Origin of the sequence: Streptomyces sp. NBC_01426, from assembly GCF_036231985.1 — a bacterium.
Classification (GTDB): domain Bacteria; phylum Actinomycetota; class Actinomycetes; order Streptomycetales; family Streptomycetaceae; genus Streptomyces.
In genome coordinates, this window is sequence record NZ_CP109500.1 from 1,360,085 (window position 1) to 1,380,486 (window position 20,402).

General features: G+C 74.1%; 7 protein-coding genes. 6 read left to right on the plus strand and 1 reads right to left on the minus strand.

Annotated features, from left to right (window positions below; all coding sequences use genetic code 11):
• Positions 1-32: 32 nt before the first annotated feature.
• Positions 33-7,418, plus strand: coding sequence for a non-ribosomal peptide synthetase (locus OG906_RS06125; RefSeq protein WP_329440748.1), 7,386 nt, complete (start codon positions 33-35; stop codon positions 7,416-7,418).
• A 155-nt stretch (positions 7,419-7,573) separates the two neighbouring features.
• Here the strand turns inward: OG906_RS06125 and OG906_RS06130 are convergent, their stop codons facing one another.
• Complete coding sequence (locus tag OG906_RS06130) at positions 7,574-8,380, minus strand: thioesterase II family protein (RefSeq protein ID WP_329440750.1); 807 nt, start codon at positions 8,378-8,380, stop codon at positions 7,574-7,576.
• Positions 8,381-8,652: 272 nt separating this feature from the next.
• Between OG906_RS06130 and asnB the strand changes: the two genes are divergently transcribed.
• The 5 genes from asnB to OG906_RS06155 are packed head-to-tail and all read left to right on the plus strand — an operon-like array spanning position 8,653 to position 20,368.
• Positions 8,653-10,536 carry an asparagine synthase (glutamine-hydrolyzing) gene (asnB, locus tag OG906_RS06135; protein ID WP_329440752.1) on the plus strand — a complete coding sequence of 628 codons (1,884 nt, stop codon included), beginning with the start codon at positions 8,653-8,655 and terminating at the stop codon, positions 10,534-10,536.
• Positions 10,533-11,291: an aspartate/glutamate racemase family protein gene (locus OG906_RS06140; protein WP_329440754.1), complete on the plus strand. Its 759-nt coding sequence runs from the start codon at positions 10,533-10,535 to the stop codon at positions 11,289-11,291. Before asnB ends, OG906_RS06140 begins: the two co-directional genes overlap by 4 nt.
• The gene (locus tag OG906_RS06145) at positions 11,288-13,066 is read left to right on the plus strand and encodes a non-ribosomal peptide synthetase (RefSeq protein ID WP_329440756.1); all 1,779 of its coding nucleotides are present in this window, start codon (positions 11,288-11,290) and stop codon (positions 13,064-13,066) included. Before OG906_RS06140 ends, OG906_RS06145 begins: the two co-directional genes overlap by 4 nt.
• Positions 13,063-19,572, plus strand: a complete 6,510-nt coding sequence (locus OG906_RS06150; protein WP_329440758.1) for a non-ribosomal peptide synthetase — start codon at positions 13,063-13,065, stop codon at positions 19,570-19,572. Before OG906_RS06145 ends, OG906_RS06150 begins: the two co-directional genes overlap by 4 nt.
• 58 nt (positions 19,573-19,630) lie before the next feature.
• On the plus strand, positions 19,631-20,368 hold the full coding sequence (locus OG906_RS06155) for an aspartyl/asparaginyl beta-hydroxylase domain-containing protein (protein WP_329440760.1): 738 nt from the start codon (positions 19,631-19,633) through the stop codon (positions 20,366-20,368).
• Positions 20,369-20,402 lie beyond the last annotated feature (34 nt).

A 20,402-nucleotide genomic window follows, 5' to 3' on the forward strand; every position in this document is an offset into this window, starting at 1 on the left:
CCACAGGTCCACACGGGGAAGAAGGAAGACACGTGCAGGGTGAAGCCGACCGGTCGACGGGGATTCCGCTGTCGTACGCACAGTTGGCCCTCTGGTTCAACGACCGGCTGCAGGACGGCGACGCGTCGTACCACATGCCGGTGGCCATGCGGCTCACCGGAATCGTCGACATCGACGCCCTCCGGGCGGCGCTGGACGATGTGATCGGACGCCATGCCGCGCTGCGCACGGTCTTCCCCGAGCGGGACGGAACCCCGTACCAGCACGTGTTGGACCCGGCGGAGGTGCCGACGCCGCTCACCGTGGCCGAGGCCGGCGAGGAGGAGCTGCCGGAGTTGATCGCCGCCGCCTGCCGGGTCCTCTTCGACCTGACGGCGGACCCGCTGCTGCGCCTGCACGTCTTCGTGCTCGGTCCCCGGGAGCACGTGGTGCTGATGGTGCAGCACCACATCGCCGGTGACGGCTGGTCCATGGCTCCGCTGGCCCGGGACCTGAGCGCCGCGTATCTCGCCCGGAGCCAGGGCAGGGAGCCGATCTGGGCCCCGCTCCAGGCGAGTTACGCCGACTACGCGCTCGAACAGCGCACCTCGCTCGGCGACCTGGAGGACCCCGACAGCGGGATCAGCGGCCGGCTTGGCTACTGGAGCAAGGCCCTGGACGGCATACCGGACTGCCTCGAACTGCCCACCGACCGTCCCCGGCCGGCGGTGAAGACCTTCGAGGGCGACTACTTCCCCTGGGAGATCCCCGCCGGGCTGCACCGTGAGCTGCTGGCGCTGACGCGCACGTGTCGGGTGAGCCTGTTCATGCTCGTCCAGGCCGCGCTCGCCACGGTGCTGACCCGGTCCGGCTCCGGGACGGACATCCCGATCGCGAGTCCCACCGCCGGGCGGATGGACGAGCGCTACGACGACGTCGTCGGGTACTTCGTGAACCCGCTCGTACTGCGCGTGGACACCTCGGGCGATCCGACCTTCCGGGAGCTGCTCAAGCGGGTCCGGCGGGTCGACCTCCAGGGCTTCTCCCACCAGGAGATGCCTATCGAGCGGTTGATCACCGCGCTCAACCCGCCGCGTTCGCTGGGCTGGCATCCCCTGTTCCAGGTGATGCTCGCCTTCCAGAACCTGCCCAAGGCCGAACTCGTCTTCCCCGGCGTGGACATCGAGTTCGTGGAGGCCGACCCGGGCGGCGCCCGGTTCGACCTGTCGTTCAACGTCATGGAACGCCGCGACGACGACGGCGGCCCGGGCGGGCTGACCTGTTTCGTCGAGTACAGCAGCGACCTCTTCGACCTGGCCGGCGCCGAGGCCCTGATGAGCCGGCTCACCCTGCTGCTGGAGGCGGTCGTCGCCGACCCCGACCAGCGGATCGGCTCCATCGACCTGTTGACCGCCGAGGACCGGGCGGCCCTGTCCGCCGCCTGGAACGGACCCGCGCTCCCCACCGGCGCGGGGGCTCCCCCGGACATCACCTTCCACCGTGCCTTCGAGGAACGCGCGGCGGCCGACCCCGAACGGATCGCGGTGGTCGCCGGCGCAACCCGGTTGACCTTCGCCGAGGTCAACGCGCGGGCGAACCGGCTGGCCCGGGAACTCGTGCGGCGCGGCGCCGGCCCCGAGCGGTACGTGGTGCTCATGGCGACCCGGGACGCCGATCTCCTCGTGAGCCTCCTCGCCATCCTGAAGTCCGGGGCCGCCTACGTGCCCGTCGCCGCGGACACTCCGGGCGAACGGCTCGCCGGGATCCTCGACACCGTCCGCCCCGTGTGCGTGCTCGTGTCCCGGGCCGCCGTCGAGGCACCGTTCGACCATCCGGCGGCCTGCGTGATCGACGACCCGCGGGTGTCGGCCGCGGTCGCCGCGCACCCCTCGCACGACCTGACGGACGCCGACCGCACCGGGCCCACGGGCCCCGGCGACGCCGCGTACGTCATCCACACCTCGGGCTCGACCGGCACCCCCAAGGGCGTCGTCGTCGAGCACCGGTCCCTGACCAACCTGATGCGGCACCACCGGGCCCGACTGGTGCGCCCGGGAACCCCGGACGGCCTGGACGTCGCCCTGGTGGCCTCCCTGACCTTCGACACCTCGTGGGAGCCGCTGTTCTGGATGCTGGAGGGCCACCGGCTGCACCTGCTCTCCGACGACGTCCGGCTCGACCCGAAGGCGCTGGTGGCGTACGTACGGCGCGAGCGGGTGGCCTTCCTGGACCTCACCCCCACCTACGTGGCGCCGCTGATCGCCGCCGGCCTGCTGGATGAGGACGCGCACCGGCCCGAGGTGCTGATGCTCGGCGGCGAGGCCGTGGGCTCCGACCTGTGGACCCGGCTCGCGGCCGTGCCGGGCCTGGCCGTGCACAACTACTACGGGCCGACGGAGACCACCGTCGACGCCCTGGCCTGCGCGCTGGGCGACAGCGCCACCCCGGTCATCGGCCGGCCCATCGACGGCGTGCGCGCCTACGTGCTGGACGAGTCGCTGCGACCGGCCCCCGTCGGCGTCCGCGGTGAGCTGTACCTCGCCGGGGTGCAGGTGGCCCGCGGCTACCTCGGCCGTGCCGCGCTCACCGCGGAGCGGTTCGTGGCCGACCCGTACGGTCCGCCCGGTTCGCGGATGTACCGGACCGGGGACCTCGCGCGGTTGCGTCGCGACGGCCAGGTCGAGTACCTCGGTCGGGCGGACGAGCAGGTGAAGATCCGCGGCTTCCGGATCGAGCCGGGCGAGATCGAGGCGGTCCTGGAGCAGTACCCGGGCATCGTCCAGGCCGCCGTCGTCGTCCGGGGCGACTCCCCCGACGACCGCTTCCTGGCCGGCTACCTCGCGCTCGCTCCGGGCGCCGACCCCGACCCGGCGGAGCTGCGCGCGCACCTCGCGCGGCGACTGCCCGCGTACATGATTCCCGCGGCGTACTCCCACCTCGACGCGCTGCCGCTCACCAGCAGCGGCAAGCTGGACCGCGCGGCGCTGCCCGAACCGGAGGTACGGATCTCCGAGGGTCCGGGGCGCGCGCCCGAGGGCCCCGCGGAGACCGCCCTGTGCGCGCTGTTCGCCGAGGTGCTGCGGATGCCCGAGGTCGGGCCCGACCAGGACTTCTTCACCCTGGGCGGCCACTCGCTGCTCGCGATGCGGCTGATCAGTCGCATCCGCACCGTGACCGGGGCCGACCTCACGGTCCGGTCCGTGTTCGAGGCCCGTACCCCGGCCGGCCTGGCCCGGCTCGTGGGGGCCGACGGGGCGGGGGGCGGCGAGCGTCGCCGTCCCGCGCTGCTGCCGGCGGAGCGCCCCGACCGGATCCCCCTGTCGTACGCGCAGCGCAGGCTCTGGTTCCTCCAGCGCCTGGACCGGGAGAGTCCGGCCTACCACGTCCCGCTCCCGCTGCGGCTCGACGGGCCGCTCGACATCGGGGCGCTGGCGGCCGCCCTCGGCGACGTCGTCGAACGGCACGAGTCGTTGCGCACGGTCTTCCCGGACGACGGCGGTGCGCCCCGGCAGCTGGTCCTCGACCCGCGCCGGCTGCCGGCGCTGCTCGACGTGCTGCCGCTGGACCCGGACGACGCCGACGGCGCCGCGCTCGACGCGGTGCTCGCGGCCGCCGCCTCGGAGCCCTTCGACCTGGCCCACCGACCGCCCGTCCGGGCGCGGGTGTTCAGGATCGCGCCCGAGCGGCACGTGCTGTTGCTGACCATCCATCACATCGCTTGTGACGCCTGGTCCCTGGGGCCGCTCGCCCGCGACCTGGGCGCCGCGTACCGGGCCCGGCTGGCCGGTGGGGAGCCCGACCGCGGCGCGCCGCTCGCGGTGCAGTACGCCGACTACACCCTCTGGCAGCACGCGCTGCTCGGGGACGACCAGGATCCGCGCTCCCTGGCCGCCGAGCAGTGGGCCCACTGGAGCGAGGCCCTGCGGGGGCTGCCGGAGGAGATCGCGCTGCCGGTGGACCGACGTCGTACGGCCGCGACGGGGCACGCGGGCGGGGTCGTGCCGCTGCGGGTCGACGCCTCGGTGCACCGCGCCCTGGTGGAGCTCGCGGGCGGTGAGGGCGCCAGTCTCTTCATGGCCGTCCAGGCGGGCCTCGCGGGCCTGTTGACCCGGCTGGGCGCCGGTACCGACATTCCGCTGGGCACGCCGGTGGCCGGGCGGCTCGACGAGGGGCTGGGCGAACTCGTCGGCTTCTTCGTGAACACCCTGGTCCTGCGCACCCGCACCGAGGGCAATCCGACGTTCCGGGAGTTGCTGCGGCGGGTGCGGGAGACCGACCTCGCCGCGTACGCGCACCAGGACCTGCCCTTCGAACGCCTGGTGGACCTCGTCAACCCGGCGCGCTCGCCCGGCCGTCACCCGCTGTTCCAGGTCGCCCTGGTGATGAACCAGGCCGTGGAGACGTCCCTCGACATTCCCGGCGTCTCGACGCGGGGCATGCAAGTGGGTCTCGCCCCGGCCAAGTTCGACCTGACGTTCACGCTGGGCGCGGAGTCCGCGACGGACGGCGCGGCGGGCGCGTTGGTCGGTTCCGTCGAGTACCGGGCCGACCTCTTCGACGAATCCACCGCGGCCGCTCTCGCCGACCGGCTGGCCCGACTGCTCACCGCCGTCGCGTCCGACCCGGACCTGCCGCTGAGCCGGGTCGGGCTGCTCGCCGACGACGAGCGGACCCGGATCCTGGAGGAGTGGAACGACACCCGGCGGGACCTGCCGCCGACCACCCTCGCCGAAGCCGTCGCCGAGCAGATCGCGCGGACGCCCGAGGCCACCGCCGTGGTCTTCGAGGGCGCCGCGGTCAGCTACGCCGAACTGGACGGCCGGGTGGAGGTGCTCGCCCGGCGGCTGACGGCCGCCGGGGTCGGCCCCGGGAGCCGGGTCGCGGTGGCGTTGCCGCGCTCGGTCGAACTGGTAGCCGCCCTGTGCGCCGTCCACCGGGCGGGCGGCGCGCACGTGCCGCTCGATCCGGACTACCCGGCGGAGCGGCTGGCGTTCATGCTGGCCGACGCCCGGCCGGCCGCGCTCGTCGCGGCGGGGCGGACCGCCGAGGCCCTGGGGGTGCCCGAGGGCCTCACCGTGGTGGACCCGTGGGCCGGGGCGACGGACGAGCCGGCCGGCGAGGGGTCCGCCGTTCTCGCACCGGTCGGCCCCTCCCCCTCCGATCCCGCGTACGTGATCTACACCTCCGGCTCCACCGGGCGTCCCAAGGGGGTCGTCGTCCCGCACGAGGGCGTCGCCAACCGGCTGCGCTGGGGGCAGGAGGAGTACCGACTGACGGCCGACGACCGGGTGTTGCAGAAGACCCCGTCCAGTTTCGACGTGTCGGTCTGGGAGTTCTTCTGGCCGCTGACCACGGGTGCCACGCTGGTCGTCGCCAAGCCCGAGGGGCACCGTGATCCCGCCTACCTGTCCCGGCTGATCCGCGAGGAGCGGATCACCGTGGCGCAGTTCGTCCCCTCCATGCTGGACGTCTTCCTCCAGGATCCCGACGCCGGGCGTTGCCGGTCGCTGCGCCTGGTCGTCGCCAGTGGCGAGGCGCTGGGTTCGGCGACCGCGCGCCGGTTCCGCGAGGTGCTGCCCGACGTGCTGCTGGTGGACCTGTACGGCCCGACCGAGGCATCGATCGAGGTGACCGCGTGGGCCTGCGGCCCGGACGACGATCCGACCAGGCCCGTGCCGATCGGGCGGCCGGTGTGGAACACCCGCGTCTACGTCCTGGACGCCGAACTCCAGCCGGTGCCGCCGGGCGTCACCGGTGACCTCTACCTGGCGGGCGTGCAGTTGGCCCGCGGCTATCTGGACCGGCCCGCGTTGACCGCCGAGCGGTTCGTCGCGGACCCGCACGGCGCCCCCGGCACCCGCATGTACCGCACCGGTGACCTCGCGCGCATGCGGGCCGACGGTGTCGTCGAGTATCAGGGCCGGGTCGACGGGCAGGTCAAGGTCCGGGGCTTCCGCATCGAGTTGGGGGAGATCGAGGCCGTGCTCCGCGAGCACCCGGCGGTCGGCTCCTGCGCCGTGGTCGTACGCGAGGACCCGCGCGCCGCGTCCCGCATCGTCGCCTACCTCGTGCCCGCCCAGGGCGGCGCGGCGCCGGGCGCCGAGGAGCTGCGCACGCATCTGCGGGGCCGGCTGCCCGAGCACATGGTGCCGACGGCGTACGTGCCCCTGGACGCGATCCCGGTGACGGCCAACGGCAAGCTGGACCGGGCCGCGCTGCCCGATCCGGCGGCGGTCGTCGGGGACTCGGCCGACCAGGAGCCGCGGACCCCGCTGGAGAAGATCCTCACCACGCTCTTCGCCGATCTGCTCGACGTGCCCGTGGTCCGGCCGGACGACGACTTCTTCCTGCTGGGCGGGCACTCGTTGCTGATGGTGCGGCTGGCCGAGGGCATCCGGGCCGAGCTGGGCGTGGACCTGCCGATCCGGGCCCTGTTCGACTGCCCCACCCCCCGGTTGATCGCCGAGCGGCTGTCGGGGACGGCCGGCGTCGCCTCCGGCCCCGTGCCCCCCGCGCCCGCGGCGATCGACCCGGTGACGGCGCCGGCCGGCCCGCTGCCGGCCGCCACGCCGGTGGCCGACCCCGGGGGGACGCTCCCCGCGTGGGAGCCGCTGCTGGCGCTGCGGGCGCAGGGCTCACGGCCCCCGCTGTTCTGCGTGCATCCGGTGGTGGGCGACGGGTTCGGGTACGCGGGATTGCTGCGCGGCCTCGGCCCCGATCAGCCCGTGTACGCGTTGCAGGGCATCGGCCCAGCGGGCGGAGGGAAACGTCCGGCCGACATGGGCGCGCTCGCGGCCGAGTACGCGCGGCGCATCCGCGAGGTGCGGCCACACGGCCCGTACCGGCTGCTGGGATGGTCGTTCGGCGGCGTGCTCGTGCACGAGATCGCGGTCCAGCTCAAGGAGAGCGGCGAGAGCGTCGACCTGGTGGCGCTGATGGACAGTACGGCCCCCACGGCGGCCGACGTGCGCCAGGGAACGGTCACCGAGGGCGAGGTCCTGCTCCGGCTCCTCGACGCGGTGCGTGCTCCCCGGGAGCGCATGGAGGCGGCCGCCGACGGGAGGTGGACACCGGACGCGGAGGAGTTGCTCGGGTTGCTCGCGCCCGCCTTGGGTGCGTCGGCGCCGCGTGACGCGGCCCAGTTGGCGGTGATGCTGGACACCTGCCGCTACCACGGCGAGCTGATGGCCCGCTGGTTCCCGAGGGTGCTCGACGGCGGGCTGATGACGTTCACCGCCACCGCCGAGTTCGCCTACGACGGCCCCGGGGCGGGTGCGGGGCAGTCCGTGGCGGGTCCGCAGAGCTGGGTGAACCACGTCGTGGGACGCATCGAGGACCATCCGATCGACGCCCGGCACCTGGAGCTGGCCGATCCCGGCCCGATCGACGAGATCGGGCGGATCCTCGCCGCCGCGCTGGAGCGGAGGGAGGGCCGATGAGCCCGACGTCAGGCACGGTGTTCGCCCCGGGGCAGGGGCGGTGCGCGGCGGTCCGCGAGGGCTTCCGGCCCGCGGACCGGCCGTCCGGGTCCCTGGAAGGGGTCCGGACGGCCGGTGGCCGGAACACGACCGCGTCTTCCCGCGGTGGACGACGGTCAGCCGTGGCCCGGGGCGTCCTGGTCGGCGGCCTCGGCGGCCAGTTCGGCCATCACCTCGGCGCGGTGCGTGTGCAGGAAGAAGTGGTCTCCGGGCAGGATGCGGTGGCGGAAGCGGGCGGCCGTCGTCGAGCGCCAGCCGCTGATCCACTCCGGGCCGGCGAGCTTGTCGTCCGCACCGCCGAGCGCCACGACCGGGCAGGGCAGGACGGTGGGGCGCACCCGCGTCGTGTAGTCGGCGAGCAGCGTCAGGTCGGCGCGGATCACCGGCAGGAGCAGGTCCACCAGGTCCTGATGCTCCAACACCTCGGCCGGGGTGCCGCCGAGTTCGACGATGCCCTTCATCAGCCGGTCGTCGCTCAGGTCGTGGAGCGTCGCCACGGCCGGCGCGCCCGGGGGCCTGCCGCCGGAGACGATCACGGAGACCGGCAGGGGCAGTTCCTCGGCGGCGAGTCGGCGGGCCGTCTCGTAGGCGATCTGCGAACCCATGCTGTGGCCGAAGAGCATGAACCGCTCGTCCGCCGGCCGGTGGGCGAGCACGTCGAGGAGTCCTTCGACCACCTGGTCCATGGAGCGCAGCGGCTCTTCGGCGAGTCGGGTGCCGCGGCCGGGCAGCTCCACCGGAACGAACCGTAGGCCCGGCTGGTGTTGAGCGCGTGCCCAGGGCAGGTAGGAGCCGGCCGAACCTCCCGCGTGCGGCAGACAGTAGACGCGGACCGGTCCGGCGGCGCCGTCCGGATCGGGCGCGGAATCCCATGGCGTCCATCGGCTCCGGTCGGACCTGGGGGCGTTCAGATGGCCGATCACGGCGCACCGTCCTTCATGTTCGGGGTGATGTCGACAGGCTTGACGGCCTGTCTGCCGAGCTTATTGCGGGATGGGTTGGCAAGCCAGTGAGTGCGTTCTCACAATGTGCAAAGAAGATGCCTGGTGGTCTTGCGGAAGGATGGTGTCCCCCTGGTAGCGTGCGGGTCGGGGAATAAGGTTTCATGAACTTTCTTCATGAGCCTGGCTCAACTGGCAAAACAGCTTGACCTGCCGTTTTGTTGACTGGGCAGGTGTGAACGGGGACGATCTGAGTGTGTGGAATCGCGGGTATATTTTGCCTGGATCGGGCGAAAGCAGCCAGCGGGCAAATCGTTGGCGACATGGCTGCCTGCCTGACCCACCGCGGTCCGGATGATTCCGGATTTCACGTCCGCGAAGGAATTGCGCTCGGCTTTCGGAGACTGGCGCTGAACGACCTCGAACGGGGAAATCAACCACATTCCTCGGAAGACGGAAACATCGTTTCCGTGTGCAATGGCGAAATCTACAATCACCGCGCCCTGCGCTCCGTGCTGCACGCCCGCGGGCACCGTTTCCGCTCCGCGTGCGACACCGAGGTCCTCGTCCACCTGTACCGCGAGTACGGGGACGACCTGACCGCCCACCTCGACGGGCAGTTCGCCTTCGCGCTCCACGACGCGGTCGCCGGGCGGCTGTTGCTGGCGCGCGACCACGCCGGCATCGTGCCGCTCTTCTACACGGTCGTGGACGGTCTCCTTGTCTTCGGCTCGGAGATCAAGGCGATTCTGCGCCATCCCGCCGTGCGCCCCGAGGTGGATCTGCGCGGCCTGGACCAGGTGATGACCCTGCCGGGCCTGGTCAGCCCGCGGACGATGTTCGAGGGGATCCACGCCCTGCGCCCCGGCGAACGGCTCGTCGCCGACTCCGCCGGCGTGCGCGTCGAACGGTACTGGGACCTGGACTTCCCGCAGGCCGGCGATCTGGAGCCGGTCCCGGCCGACGCCCTCGACCGGCGCCTGGACGAATCCGCGCGGCACCTGGAGACGCTGCTGGAGGAATCGGTCGGCACCCGGCTGGCGGCCGACGTCCCGGTCGGGCTGTACCTGAGCGGCGGCCTGGACTCCAGCCTCATCGGCGCCTTCGCGGCCGCCGCGCGTCCCGGGCACCGTTGGCCCAGCTACTCCGCGGTCTTTCCCGACCACGATTTCGACGAGAGCCCGCACCAGCGGCTCGTTGCCGGCCGGCTGGGCACCGATCACCACGAGGTGCCGATCCGACACACGGATCTGGCCCGGCGGTTCACCGCCATGGTCCGGCACAGCGAGACACCGGTCCGCGAGTCCTACAACGTCAGCTCCATGCTCCTCTCGGCGGCCGTGCGGGACGACGGCACGGTCGCCGTGCTGACCGGTGAGGGCGCCGACGAGCTCTTCGGCGGCTATCCCGGCTACCGCTTCGACGCCGCGGGCCTCGGCGGCAGTCGTCTCAGCGGCCTGGACGCCCAGTTGGAGCGGGAGATCCGGCACCGGATGTGGGGTCTCGACATCGGGTACGAGCAGGACCAGTTGCCCGCCCACGAGTTCCGCCGCGACCTGTACGCCGACGACCTCGCCGACGCCTTCGACGGGTTCTCCGTCACGACGCAACGCCTCGTCGAACCGGACATGTTGAGGGGCCGTCACCCGCTGCACCAGCGCTCGTACCTGGACTTCCACCTGCGGCTCGCCGATCATCTGCTGGGCGACCACGGCGACCGGATGTCCCTCGCCAACAGCGTCGAGCTGCGGTTCCCGTTCCTGGGTCGCGCCGTGGTCGACCAGGCCACCGCGCTGCCGCCCGAGCTGCTGGTCGCCCACGGCCGGGAGAAGGCCGTCCTGCGCCGGGTGGCCCGGGGGCGTGTTCCGGACGAGGTCCTGGCGCGGCCCAAGTTCGGCTTCCGCGGCCAGACCAGCAGCCACCTCCTCGACGGTGAGGCCGACTGGTTCGAGGAGCTGCTGTCACCGGCGGTCGTCCGCAAGCAGGGGTACTTCAACCCGGACACGGTCGCCGCGCTCGTACGCCGACAGCGTGACCAGAGCCGTCAGGTGCACGCGCACCTCGACACCGACTACCTGATGCTCGTCGCGACGTTCGCGCTTTTCGTCGAGGAGTTCGATCTGCCGTGTCTCGGATGACCCGCTCCACCTCCGACGACGGGGGTGGCTGTCCGCCCTCCCCCGCTCCGGACATCCCCTCCCATCCGCTCGTCGGCGTCGTCGGCGGCATGGGGCCGTTGGCCTCCACGGAACTGCTGCGGACCGTCTACCGGTCCTGCGTCGGGCAGGCCGAACAGGACACGCCCCGGATCCTGCTCTGGTCCGACCCTGCCGTGGTCGACCGCACCGAGGCGATCGGCCGGGGCGAACTGGGAACGCTGCTGCGAGCCGTGGAGACGGCGGTGCGCGGACTGGTCTCCGCCGGGGCGGAACGCGTGGTCATCGCCTGCGTGACGGCCCATCACGTACTGGACCACCTGCCGCCCGAACTCGCCAAGCGGTGCATCTCGTTGGTCGAGATCATCCACGAGGAACTGGCCCGCGCGGACGAGCCTCACCTGCTGCTCTGCACCCGCGGGACCGCCCGGGCGGGCATCCTCACCTCCGGCCCGCGCGCGGCCGAATCGGCGCACCGTCTGGTGCTGCTGGATCCGGACGACCAGGAGGCACTCCACCGTGAGGTGTACCGGATCAAGCGCGGCGACGACCCCGCGGCGACGGTGGACTTCCTGCGCGCCACCCTGTCGCGCTACGGCGTGAACGCGTACGTCGCCGCGTGCACCGAACTCCACCTGGTCACCCGGGCGATCGAGGAGTCCGGCCGAGCGGACGAATTCCCTGCCATCGACCCCCTGTCGGTCGTGGCGCGACGGATCACGAACGGAGAGCTGTGAGCCACACGAAGATCCTGGACCGCTGGGCCGGACAGGTGGAGGGCGACGGCCGGGCCCCGGCGGTCACCACCCCCGACCGCGTCTGGAGCCGTCGGGAACTCGCCGAGTTCGCGTCCGGTCTGCGGGCCGTCCTCGCGGCCGGCGACGGGCCGGCGCGCCGCGGCCCGGTGCTGGTGGCCTGCGCCGACCCCGTGGCCGTCATGGCGACCATCCTGGCCTGCGCCGCCGCGGGCAGGGCGTTCGCCCCGGTGGACGTGCGCCAGCCCGCCGCCCGCTGGACGGCGATCCTGGAGGACCTGGGGCCCGACCACGTCGTCTGCGACGCCGCGGGGCGCGCCGCGCTCGAAGGCTGCGACACGGGCGGGGCCGTACGGATCGACGTCGAGACGGTCGACGCCGAGGCGCGGTCCGCGCGGGCGTGGCACGTCGACGACTGGCGCGCCCTCGACGTCCCCGACGGCGGGTACGTCTACTTCACCTCGGGCACCACCGGCCGCCCCAAGGGCATCCGGGGCAGCCTGACGGCCGTCGCCCACTTCCTGGACTGGGAGGCCGGGGAGCTGCGGGTCGGCCCCGGCACCCGGGTCTCCCTGCTCACCTCCCCCGGCTTCGACGCGTTCCTGCGCGACGCGCTGCTCCCGCTGTGCGCGGGCGGGACCGTCGAGGTGGCCGGATCCGGCGGGGTCCCGGTCGGGGCCGCGCTCGCCGCGTGGTTGGAGGAGCGCGCCGTCGAGGTGCTGCACTGCGTGCCGACCGTCTTCCGTACGCTGCGCTCCGCCGGACTCACCGCGGGCTCGCTGCCCGGGCTGCGGGCCGTGCTGCTGGCCGGCGAGCCGGTGCGGGCCGCGGACGTCGCCTGGTGGCGCGGGCTGTTCGGTGACGCCAAGGAGCTCGTCAACCTGTACGGGCCGTCCGAGACGACCATGACCAAGGTGTTCCACCGGCTGACCGCCGAGGACGCCGTCGCCGAGACCGTGCCGGTGGGCCGCCCCATGCCGGGCGTGGAGATTCGCGTGCTGGTCGGCGGGAAGCCCGTCACGGGTGCGATCGGCGAGGTGGAACTGCGTACCCCGTTCCCGCTCGGCGGGTACCTCGACGGTTCCGCCGGCGGGTTCCGCGACGGCGACCGCTTCCGTACGGGCGACCTGGGCAGACTGCGCGAGGACGGCGTCCTGGAGGTGCTCGGGCGGCGGGACCAGCAGGTGAAGGTCAACGGCGTGCGCATCGAGCTCGGCGAGGTCGAGGACGTGCTCCGTCGCCACCCGGGGGTGCAGGACGCCTGCGCGGCCGCCGTGGAGGAGCCGGGCGCCGAGGCCGTGCTGTGCGCGTACGTCGTCGCCGAAGGGGTGACGGACGAGGACCTGCGCGCCCACACCGCCGCCGGTCTGGCCCCCGGAAGCCGGCCCTCGGTGTACGTACGGCTCGCCTCGGTGCCCCGCACCCTCAACGGCAAGACCGACCGCCGGGCCCTCCCGCTGCCTTCCGCCGCCTACGCCGGCGACGCCGGACAGGCTCCCCTGGACGGCCTGGAGAGCGAGATCGCGGCCATCTGGAGCGAGCTGCTGCACCTGCCGGGGATCGGCCGCGACGACGACTTCACCCTGCTCGGCGGCGACTCGCTGGCGATCGCCCGGCTGTTGGACCGGCTGCGCAGCCGCTTCGCCGTGGACGTCCCCGTCGGCGCCTTCGTGAGGCGGCCCACCGTCGCCGGCCTCGCCGCCGTGATCACCGACGGCCGCGACGGACACCCCGGCGCGGCAAGGAGCACCCGATGAGCCCCGCCGCACCCCTGCCCTCGCGCCCGGACCGGCGTACGGCCCCGCTCTCGTACGCCCAGCGGGCCATCTGGCGGGCCGAGCAGGTCCTGCCGGGCACCGCGCTGCACAACGAGACGGCGGCGTTCCGGCTGACCGGGCCGGTGGACGCCGACGCGCTGGAGCGCGCCCTGGCCGAACTCGCCACCCGTCACGAGGTGATGCGCTGCGCCGTCGTCGCCGACGAGGACGGCGCGCCGGTACAGCGGTTCGAGGACCGCACGCGTCCGGCCGTGGAGCGGGTCGATCTGACCGGGCACCCGCGGGACGATCGTGAGCGGCTCCTCGTCGAACTCGTCGCCGGCGCTGCCTCGGTTCCGTTCGACCTGTCGGGGCGTCCGCCGTTGATGCGCACCCACCTCTTCCGGTTGGCCGAGCGGGAGCACCTGTTGCTGTTCACCGCCCACCACATCGTGGTGGACGCCTGGGCGTTCGGGGTCTTCCTGGAGGAACTGGCGGACCGGTACGCGGTGGAGACGAGCGGCCCGGCCTCCCTCACGGAGGAACTGCCCCGGCCCACTGTGGACTTCGGCGACTACGCGGCCTGGCAGCGCACCGACCCGGACGCGGGTCGCGGCCTGGACCACTGGCGCGACCGGCTCGGGGACGACCCGGAGCCGGTGCGACTGCCGTCGGACGGGCGGCGCGTCGGCGCCGCCGACGAGGCGCCGGGCACGGCGCGGGTGGCGGGCGCGCTGCACGGGTTCACCCTCCCCGCGCAGCTCGTCGCACGGCTCTCGGCGCTCGGCCGGGCCGAACTCACCAGTGTCTCGGCCGTGGTCCTCACGGCGTACTGCGTCGTCCTCCAGCGGTACGCGGGGCAGGACGACCTCGTCGTCGGCATGCCCGTGGCCACCCGCAACCGGCCCGCGCTCGGCGGCATGATCGGCCCGCTGCTCAACGTGATGGCGCACCGGGTGGACCTGAGCGGGACGCCGACCTTCCGGGAGGCGCTGCACCGCACCCGGCAGGCGCTCAAGGCGGACCTCAGGCACCGGGACACCCCCTTCGACCTGGTGGTCGAGGATCTCGGCCCCGGGACGGGCGCCGGTCGTACGCCGCTGTTCCAGCTGATGTACGCCTTTCACAGCGGCCCCACCACGACCCTGCGGCTGCCGGGTGTCGAGACCGCGCCGGCGCCGTCGCACAGCGGCACCGCCAAGTACGACCTGTCGCTGTTCCTGCGGCCCCGGCCGTCCGGCGACCTGGACGCCTCGCTGGAGTACCGCACGGCGCTGCTCGCCCCGGAGACCGTCGCCGGGTTCGCCGACGCGCTGTCGTGCCTGCTGGCCGCCGCCGCGGACGATCCGGGCCGGCCGATCGCCGACCTGCCGGTCACCACGCCGGACGAGACCCGCAGGATCGTGCGGGACTTCAACACGAGCGACCCGTCGTCGCCTGCCTGGGGCGCCGTCCCCGAGGCGCTGCGCGTCCTCGCCCTGCGCGACGGGGACGCTCCCGCGGTCGGCTCCGCCGACGGGACCCTCACCCGGGCCGACGTGGCCGGCGCCGCCGACCGGGTGGCGGCCGCGCTCGCCGGCCGGTGCGGGGTGCGAGCGGGTGACCGGGTGGCCCTGCGGGTCCGGCGCGACGCCGGACTGATCCCGCTGATCGTCGGGGTGTGGCGGGCCGGCGCCGTGCTGGTGCCGCTCGACGCGGCGATGCCCGACGAGCGGGCGGCCCACGTGCTGAAGGACAGCGGCGCGCGGCTGCTGGTCGCCGACGAACCGCTCGGCGCCGGCCTCGCGGACGCCGCCGGGGAGGGGACGCCCCTCCTCGACCCGCGGGAGCTGTCGGACGGCCCGGCGCCCACCGTCGGGGACGTGCCGTTCCCCGACGGTCCGGCGCCCGAGGCCCTCGCGTACCTGATGTACACCTCGGGTTCCACCGGGACGCCCAAGGGTGTGGCGGTGCCGCACGGCTGTGTGGCGAACCTCCTGCACAGCGTGGTGCGGGAGCCGGGCATCGAGGAGCACGACGTGCTCGTCGCCGTCACCTCGCTCACCTTCGACATCAGTGTCCTGGAACTGTTCGCCCCGCTCGTCGCGGGCGCCCGGGTGGTGATCGCGCCGCGCGAGACGGTCCGCGACGCGGAGGCCCTGGGGACGCTGTTGGAGAAGTCCGGGGCCACGCTGATGCAGGCCACGCCGTCCCTGTGGCGGGGTCTGTTGGACGGCGGCTGGCCGGGCCTGGGCGGCCTTCGGGCGTTCAGCGGCGGCGAGGCCCTCGACGAGGTACTGGCCGGGCGGCTCCTGGAGCGCTGCGCCGAGGTGTGGAACCTGTACGGGCCCACCGAGACGACGATCTGGTCCACCGCCGGGCGCGTCCTGCCGGGCGAACCGGTCACCGTGGGGCGTCCCGTCGCCCGCACCGTCTGCCACGTCCTGGACGCGGCCGGTCGGCCCGTGCCCGTCGGGGCCGTCGGCGAGCTGGTCGTCGGCGGGGCGGGCGTGACGGCCGGCTACTGGAACCGGCCCGAGCTGACCTCGACCGTCTTCGTGCCGGACCCGGTCACCGAGACCGGCGGGACCGTCTACCGCACCGGTGACCTGGCCCGGTACCTCCCGGACGGCCGGCTGGTCGTGCTGGGGCGGGTGGACCAGCAGGTCAAGATCCTCGGCCATCGCATCGAACCGGGCGAGGTCGAGGCCCTGCTGGGTACCCACGAGGACGTACGGCAGGTCGCCGTGGTCATCGATCGCGCGGGGGCCTCGGGCCCGCGCCTGGTCGCGTTCGTCGTCCCGGCGCGGACCGGCGGGGTGTCGACCGAGGCGCTGCGCCGGCACCTGCGCGAGCGGCTGCCCGCGGCGGCCGTCCCGGCCGTGTTCGACGAGGTCGCCGAACTGCCGTTGAACACCAGCGGCAAGATCGACCGGCCCGCGTTGACCCGCGCGGCGCGCACCCTGCGGTCCGGCACGGGGCGGACCGCCCCGGTCACCGCCGTCGAGCGCTCCGTCGTACGGCACTGGGCGGCGGTGCTGGGGCTCGCCCCGGACACGGTCGGAACCGACGACGACTTCCTCGCGGCGGGCGGCAACTCGATCGCCGCCGGTCGGCTGATCGGGCTGGTGCGCGCGGAGTTCGGGCAGGCCCCGTCGTTGGCCGCCTTCTACGCGGACCCGACCCCGGCGACCCTGGCCCGCTCGGCCGCCGGTGCGCTCGCCGGTCGGGACGCCGAGCCGGTGCCCGGTCTCGCCGCCGTGCCTCCGCGCGGGCTCGGCGATCCGGTGCCGCTCACCGACCAGCAGCGGCAGCTGTGGCTGGCCCAACGGCTCGCCCCCGCCTCGGCGGCCTACAACCTGGCGGGCGCGGTCCGTCTGGACGGCGACGTCGACGCGGACGCCCTGGCGGCCGCGCTGCGCGACCTGGTGACCCGTCACCAGGTCTTGGCGGCCCGTGTCGGCTGGGAGGACGAGGGGCCCGTCCTGGTGCCGCTGGCCGCGGACGCGGTACGGCTCGCCGTCGTCGATCTGCCGGACTCCCCCGGCGAGGACACCCGGAACACCGGGGACACCGAGGACGCCTGGGAGGCGTTCGCCGCCGCGGAGGCGGCCCGCCCGTTCGACCTGGCGGTGGGACCGCTGCTGCGCCTCACCCTCGTACGGGGGGAGGGGCGCGCGGAATTGCTGTGCACGGCCCACCACATCGCGGTGGACGGCTGGTCCGTCTCCGTGGCCGTGCGCGAACTGGCCGCCCTGTACGGCGTGCACGCCGCCGGTGCCGCGCGACTGCCGCAGCCCGGGGCCGAGTTCATCGGCCATGCCGGTGCGGCCGACACCCCCGAGGGTCGTGCCGTGCGGGCCGGGCACCTGGCGTACTGGTGCGAGCGCCTCGCCGGGCACCCCGGGGTGCTCGCCCTGCCCACCGATCCGCAGGCCCTCGCCGACGGCGCCCGCGGGGCCGGCCGCACGCTGCCCGTGGAGCTGTCCCCGGACGTCACCGCGCGGCTGCGCCGGACGGCCGCCCGGCTGCGGGTGACGCCGTTCACCGTGCTGCTCACCGTGTTCGGCTCCCTGCTGGGCCGTTACGCGGCGACCGACGACGTCGTCGTCGCCGTACCCGTCGCCAACCGTGAGGCGCCCGGGCTGGAGGGCCTCGTCGGCAACCTGGTCAACACCCTGCCGGTACGGGTGGACCTCTCCGGTACACCCGGCTTCGCCGAGCTCGCCGCCCGCACCGGTCGGCTGCTCGCCGCGGACCTGGACCGGCCGCTGGTCCCCTTCGACCGGCTCGTCGCCGAACTGGGCCTGGCGGGCGACCCGGGGCGGCCGGCGCTCGCCCAGGCCTCGCTGGTGTGGCAGGACGCGGCGCCCGACCTGGTCCGGCTGGGCGACGTCACCGGTGAGCTGCGGCCGGTGCGCACCGCGACCGCGAAGTACGACCTCACGCTCGCCCTGGACGAGCACGCCGACCGGATCGACGGGGTGCTGGAGTACGCCGTCTCCCGTTTCGGCGAGGAGTCGGCGGCCCGGTTCGTCCGCCGGCTGGAGACCCTCCTGTCCGCGGCGCTCGACGACCCCGACGCCGACCTGGACGATGTCGACCTGGGACGGGGCGAGACCCCCTCGCCCCACCCCGCGGCGGAACCGGGCGCGTACCGCGCCGCCCACGGCGTACCGGTGCACGAGCTGTTCCGGGCCGTGGCGACCGAGCACCCCGACGCGCCGGCCGTGCGGTGTGCCGGGGTGGAGGTCACCTACGCGGAGCTGGACCGCTGGAGCGACGACATCGCGGTCCGGCTGTCGGCGCGCGGGGCCGGCCCCGGCCGCTTCGTGTCGGTGCTGCTGCCCACCGGACCCGCGCAGACCGCGGCCGTCCTCGGCGTGGCCAAGACCGGTGCGGCGTTCGCGGTCCTCGACGGGGTCGGCCCCGAGCTGCGGCTGCGCGCCGTACTTGCCGACGCGGACCCCGTCGCGCTGCTGGCCACCGAGGCTTCCCTGGCGGCGTACCCCGCGCTGTGGGACCGGGAGGCGGTGCGGTTCGGCGGCGTCCCGGTGGAGTGGTGCGACGCGGTGGCGCCGGCCGGCGATCGCCCGGCGGCCCCCCGGCCGACGGCGCCGGCGACGACCGGTGACGACGCGCTGTGCCTGGTGTACACGTCCGGTTCGACCGGTACGCCCAAGGGCATCGTGCTGCCGCACGCGACGCTCGCCCAGTTCGCCGACTGGCAGGGGTCCCGCTTCTCGGTGCGGCCCGGGAGTCGTGTCGCGCAGTGGGCGCCGTTCACCTACGACGCCGCCTACACGGAGGTGTTCGCGGCCCTGTGCCACGGTGCGACGCTGTGCGTGCCGCCCGACGGCACCCGCCACGACCCGGTGGCGCTGGCCGGGTGGCTGCGCGCCGAACGGATCACGCAGATCCAGACGGTGCCCGGTTTCCTCACCGTGCTGACCGAGGCCCTGGACCGTGCCGGCGAGGGACTGCCGGACCTGGAGCACCTGCTCCTCGCGGGTGAGGCGCTGCCCCCGTCCCTGGCCGCGGCCTGGGCGGAGCGGCCCGACCGGCCGGCCCTGCACAACCTGTACGGGCCGACCGAGTGCGTGCTGGCCACGCACCGGGAGCTGAAGCCCGGCGAGGCGTTCCCGGACTCGGTGCCGATCGGCGTGCCGATCCCGGGTCGGGAGGCGCTGGTCCTGGACCACCGGGGCCGGCCCTGCCCGGTCGGTGTCGTGGGCGAGATCCACCTGCGCAGCGACCTGCTGGCCGGCTCGTACCGCAACAGGCCCGAGGAGAGCGCCAAGGCGTACGTGCCCGACCCGTGGCGGCCCGGAGGGACGCTGTACCGCACCGGAGACCTGGGCCGCTTCCTGCCGGACGGCGAACTCGCCTTCACCGGCCGCACCGGAAGCCTCGTGAAGATCCGCGGGAATCGGGTGGAACTGGAGGAGATCGAGGCGCTGTTGGAGTCCCACCCGGCGGTACGGGAGGCCGCCGCGGCCCTCCACGACCGGGCGGGCACGCCGCGTCTGGTCGGGTACGCCGTGGCGGCGGACGGGGTGAGCGCCGCCGAACTGCGGGCCCACCTCGCCGACCGGCTGCCGGCCGCGGTGGTCCCGGAGACGGTGGTGCTGCTGGACGCGCTGCCCCGGACCCGCACCAACAAGCGCGACCGTGCCCGGCTCCCGGTACCGGCGGAGACGGTGGTCCGTGCCGGCGAGCCGCCGCTGGCCGGCGCCGAACAGGTGGTCGCCGACGCGTGGCGGCGGGTGCTCGGCGGTGACTCCTTCGGACGGCACACCAACTTCTTCGAGGCGGGCGGCGATTCGCTGCTCGCCGCCCGCCTCCAACTGGAACTGGGCGCACGCCTCGGCCGGGAGATCCGCCTGGTCGACGTGTTCGCCCGACCCACCGTCGCCGGGTTCGTCGCCGGACTGGGCGAGGGAGCGGGCGCCGCGGCGGCCGGCTCCGACGAGGCCGCCTCGCGCGGCGAGCGGCGTCGGGCCGCCCTGCGGTCCCGCCGCCGGTGACACGCCTGCCCGAGTGACACGCGTACCCAACAGAGCAGAAGACGAGAGAGGTCGAGACATGGACGTCGCTGACGTGATGGCGGAGCTGCGCAACGCGGTCGGTTCCCGTGGGCTGGAGCGCGTCGAGGAGTGCCTGCGCATCCTCGTGGGCGAGCAGGCCCCGGAGTACCTGCACGAGGACCAGGAGCCGACCCGGCTGTTCTTCCCCGGCATCAGCGCCCTGCCGTGGCACGACGCCGCGGCCCAGCCCTGGACGGCGGGGATGGAGGCCGCGTACGACGCGATCAAGGAGGAGTTCCTGGCGCTCCGTTCGGAGCAGGCCCGGTTCGCTCCGTACGAGGACATGTACACGAAGGAACTCGGCTGGCAGGGCTGGGACACCTACCAGCTCTACCGCAACGGCACCTGGCGGGACGAGGTCCTCGAACGCTGTCCCGAGACCGTGAAGGCCGTGGAGTCGACCCCTCACGGGCCGCGCGACGGCATGTTCACCATCCTCAACCCGGGCGTCCACATCACCCCGCACACGGGCGGGGTCAACCTGCTGCTCACCGCCCACCTCCCGCTGATCGTCCCGGACGGCTGTGTGATCACGGTCGGCGACGACGAGCGGGGCTGGGAGGAGGGCAAGGTCATCCTCTTCGACGACAGCTTCATCCACGAGGCGGAGAACCGCGGCACGCAGCAGCGTGCGGTCCTGCTCTGGGACGTGTGGCACCCGGAGCTCACCGAGGCCGAGGTGCGGGCGCTGGAGTTCCTCATGCCCCGGTTCCAGAGCTACCTGATGGCGGTCTGACACCGGCCGAACCGACCGTCCCACCGAACCCACG

Bases quoted from the DNA above. Each gene is read 5' to 3' on its own strand.
- OG906_RS06140 (WP_329440754.1), top strand. From the start codon at position 10,533: ATGACCCGCTCCACCTCCGACGACGGGGGTGGCTGTCCGCCCTCCCCC.
- OG906_RS06150 (WP_329440758.1), top strand. From the start codon at position 13,063: ATGAGCCCCGCCGCACCCCTGCCCTCGCGCCCGGACCGGCGTACGGCC.
- OG906_RS06155 (WP_329440760.1), top strand. From the start codon at position 19,631: ATGGACGTCGCTGACGTGATGGCGGAGCTGCGCAACGCGGTCGGTTCC.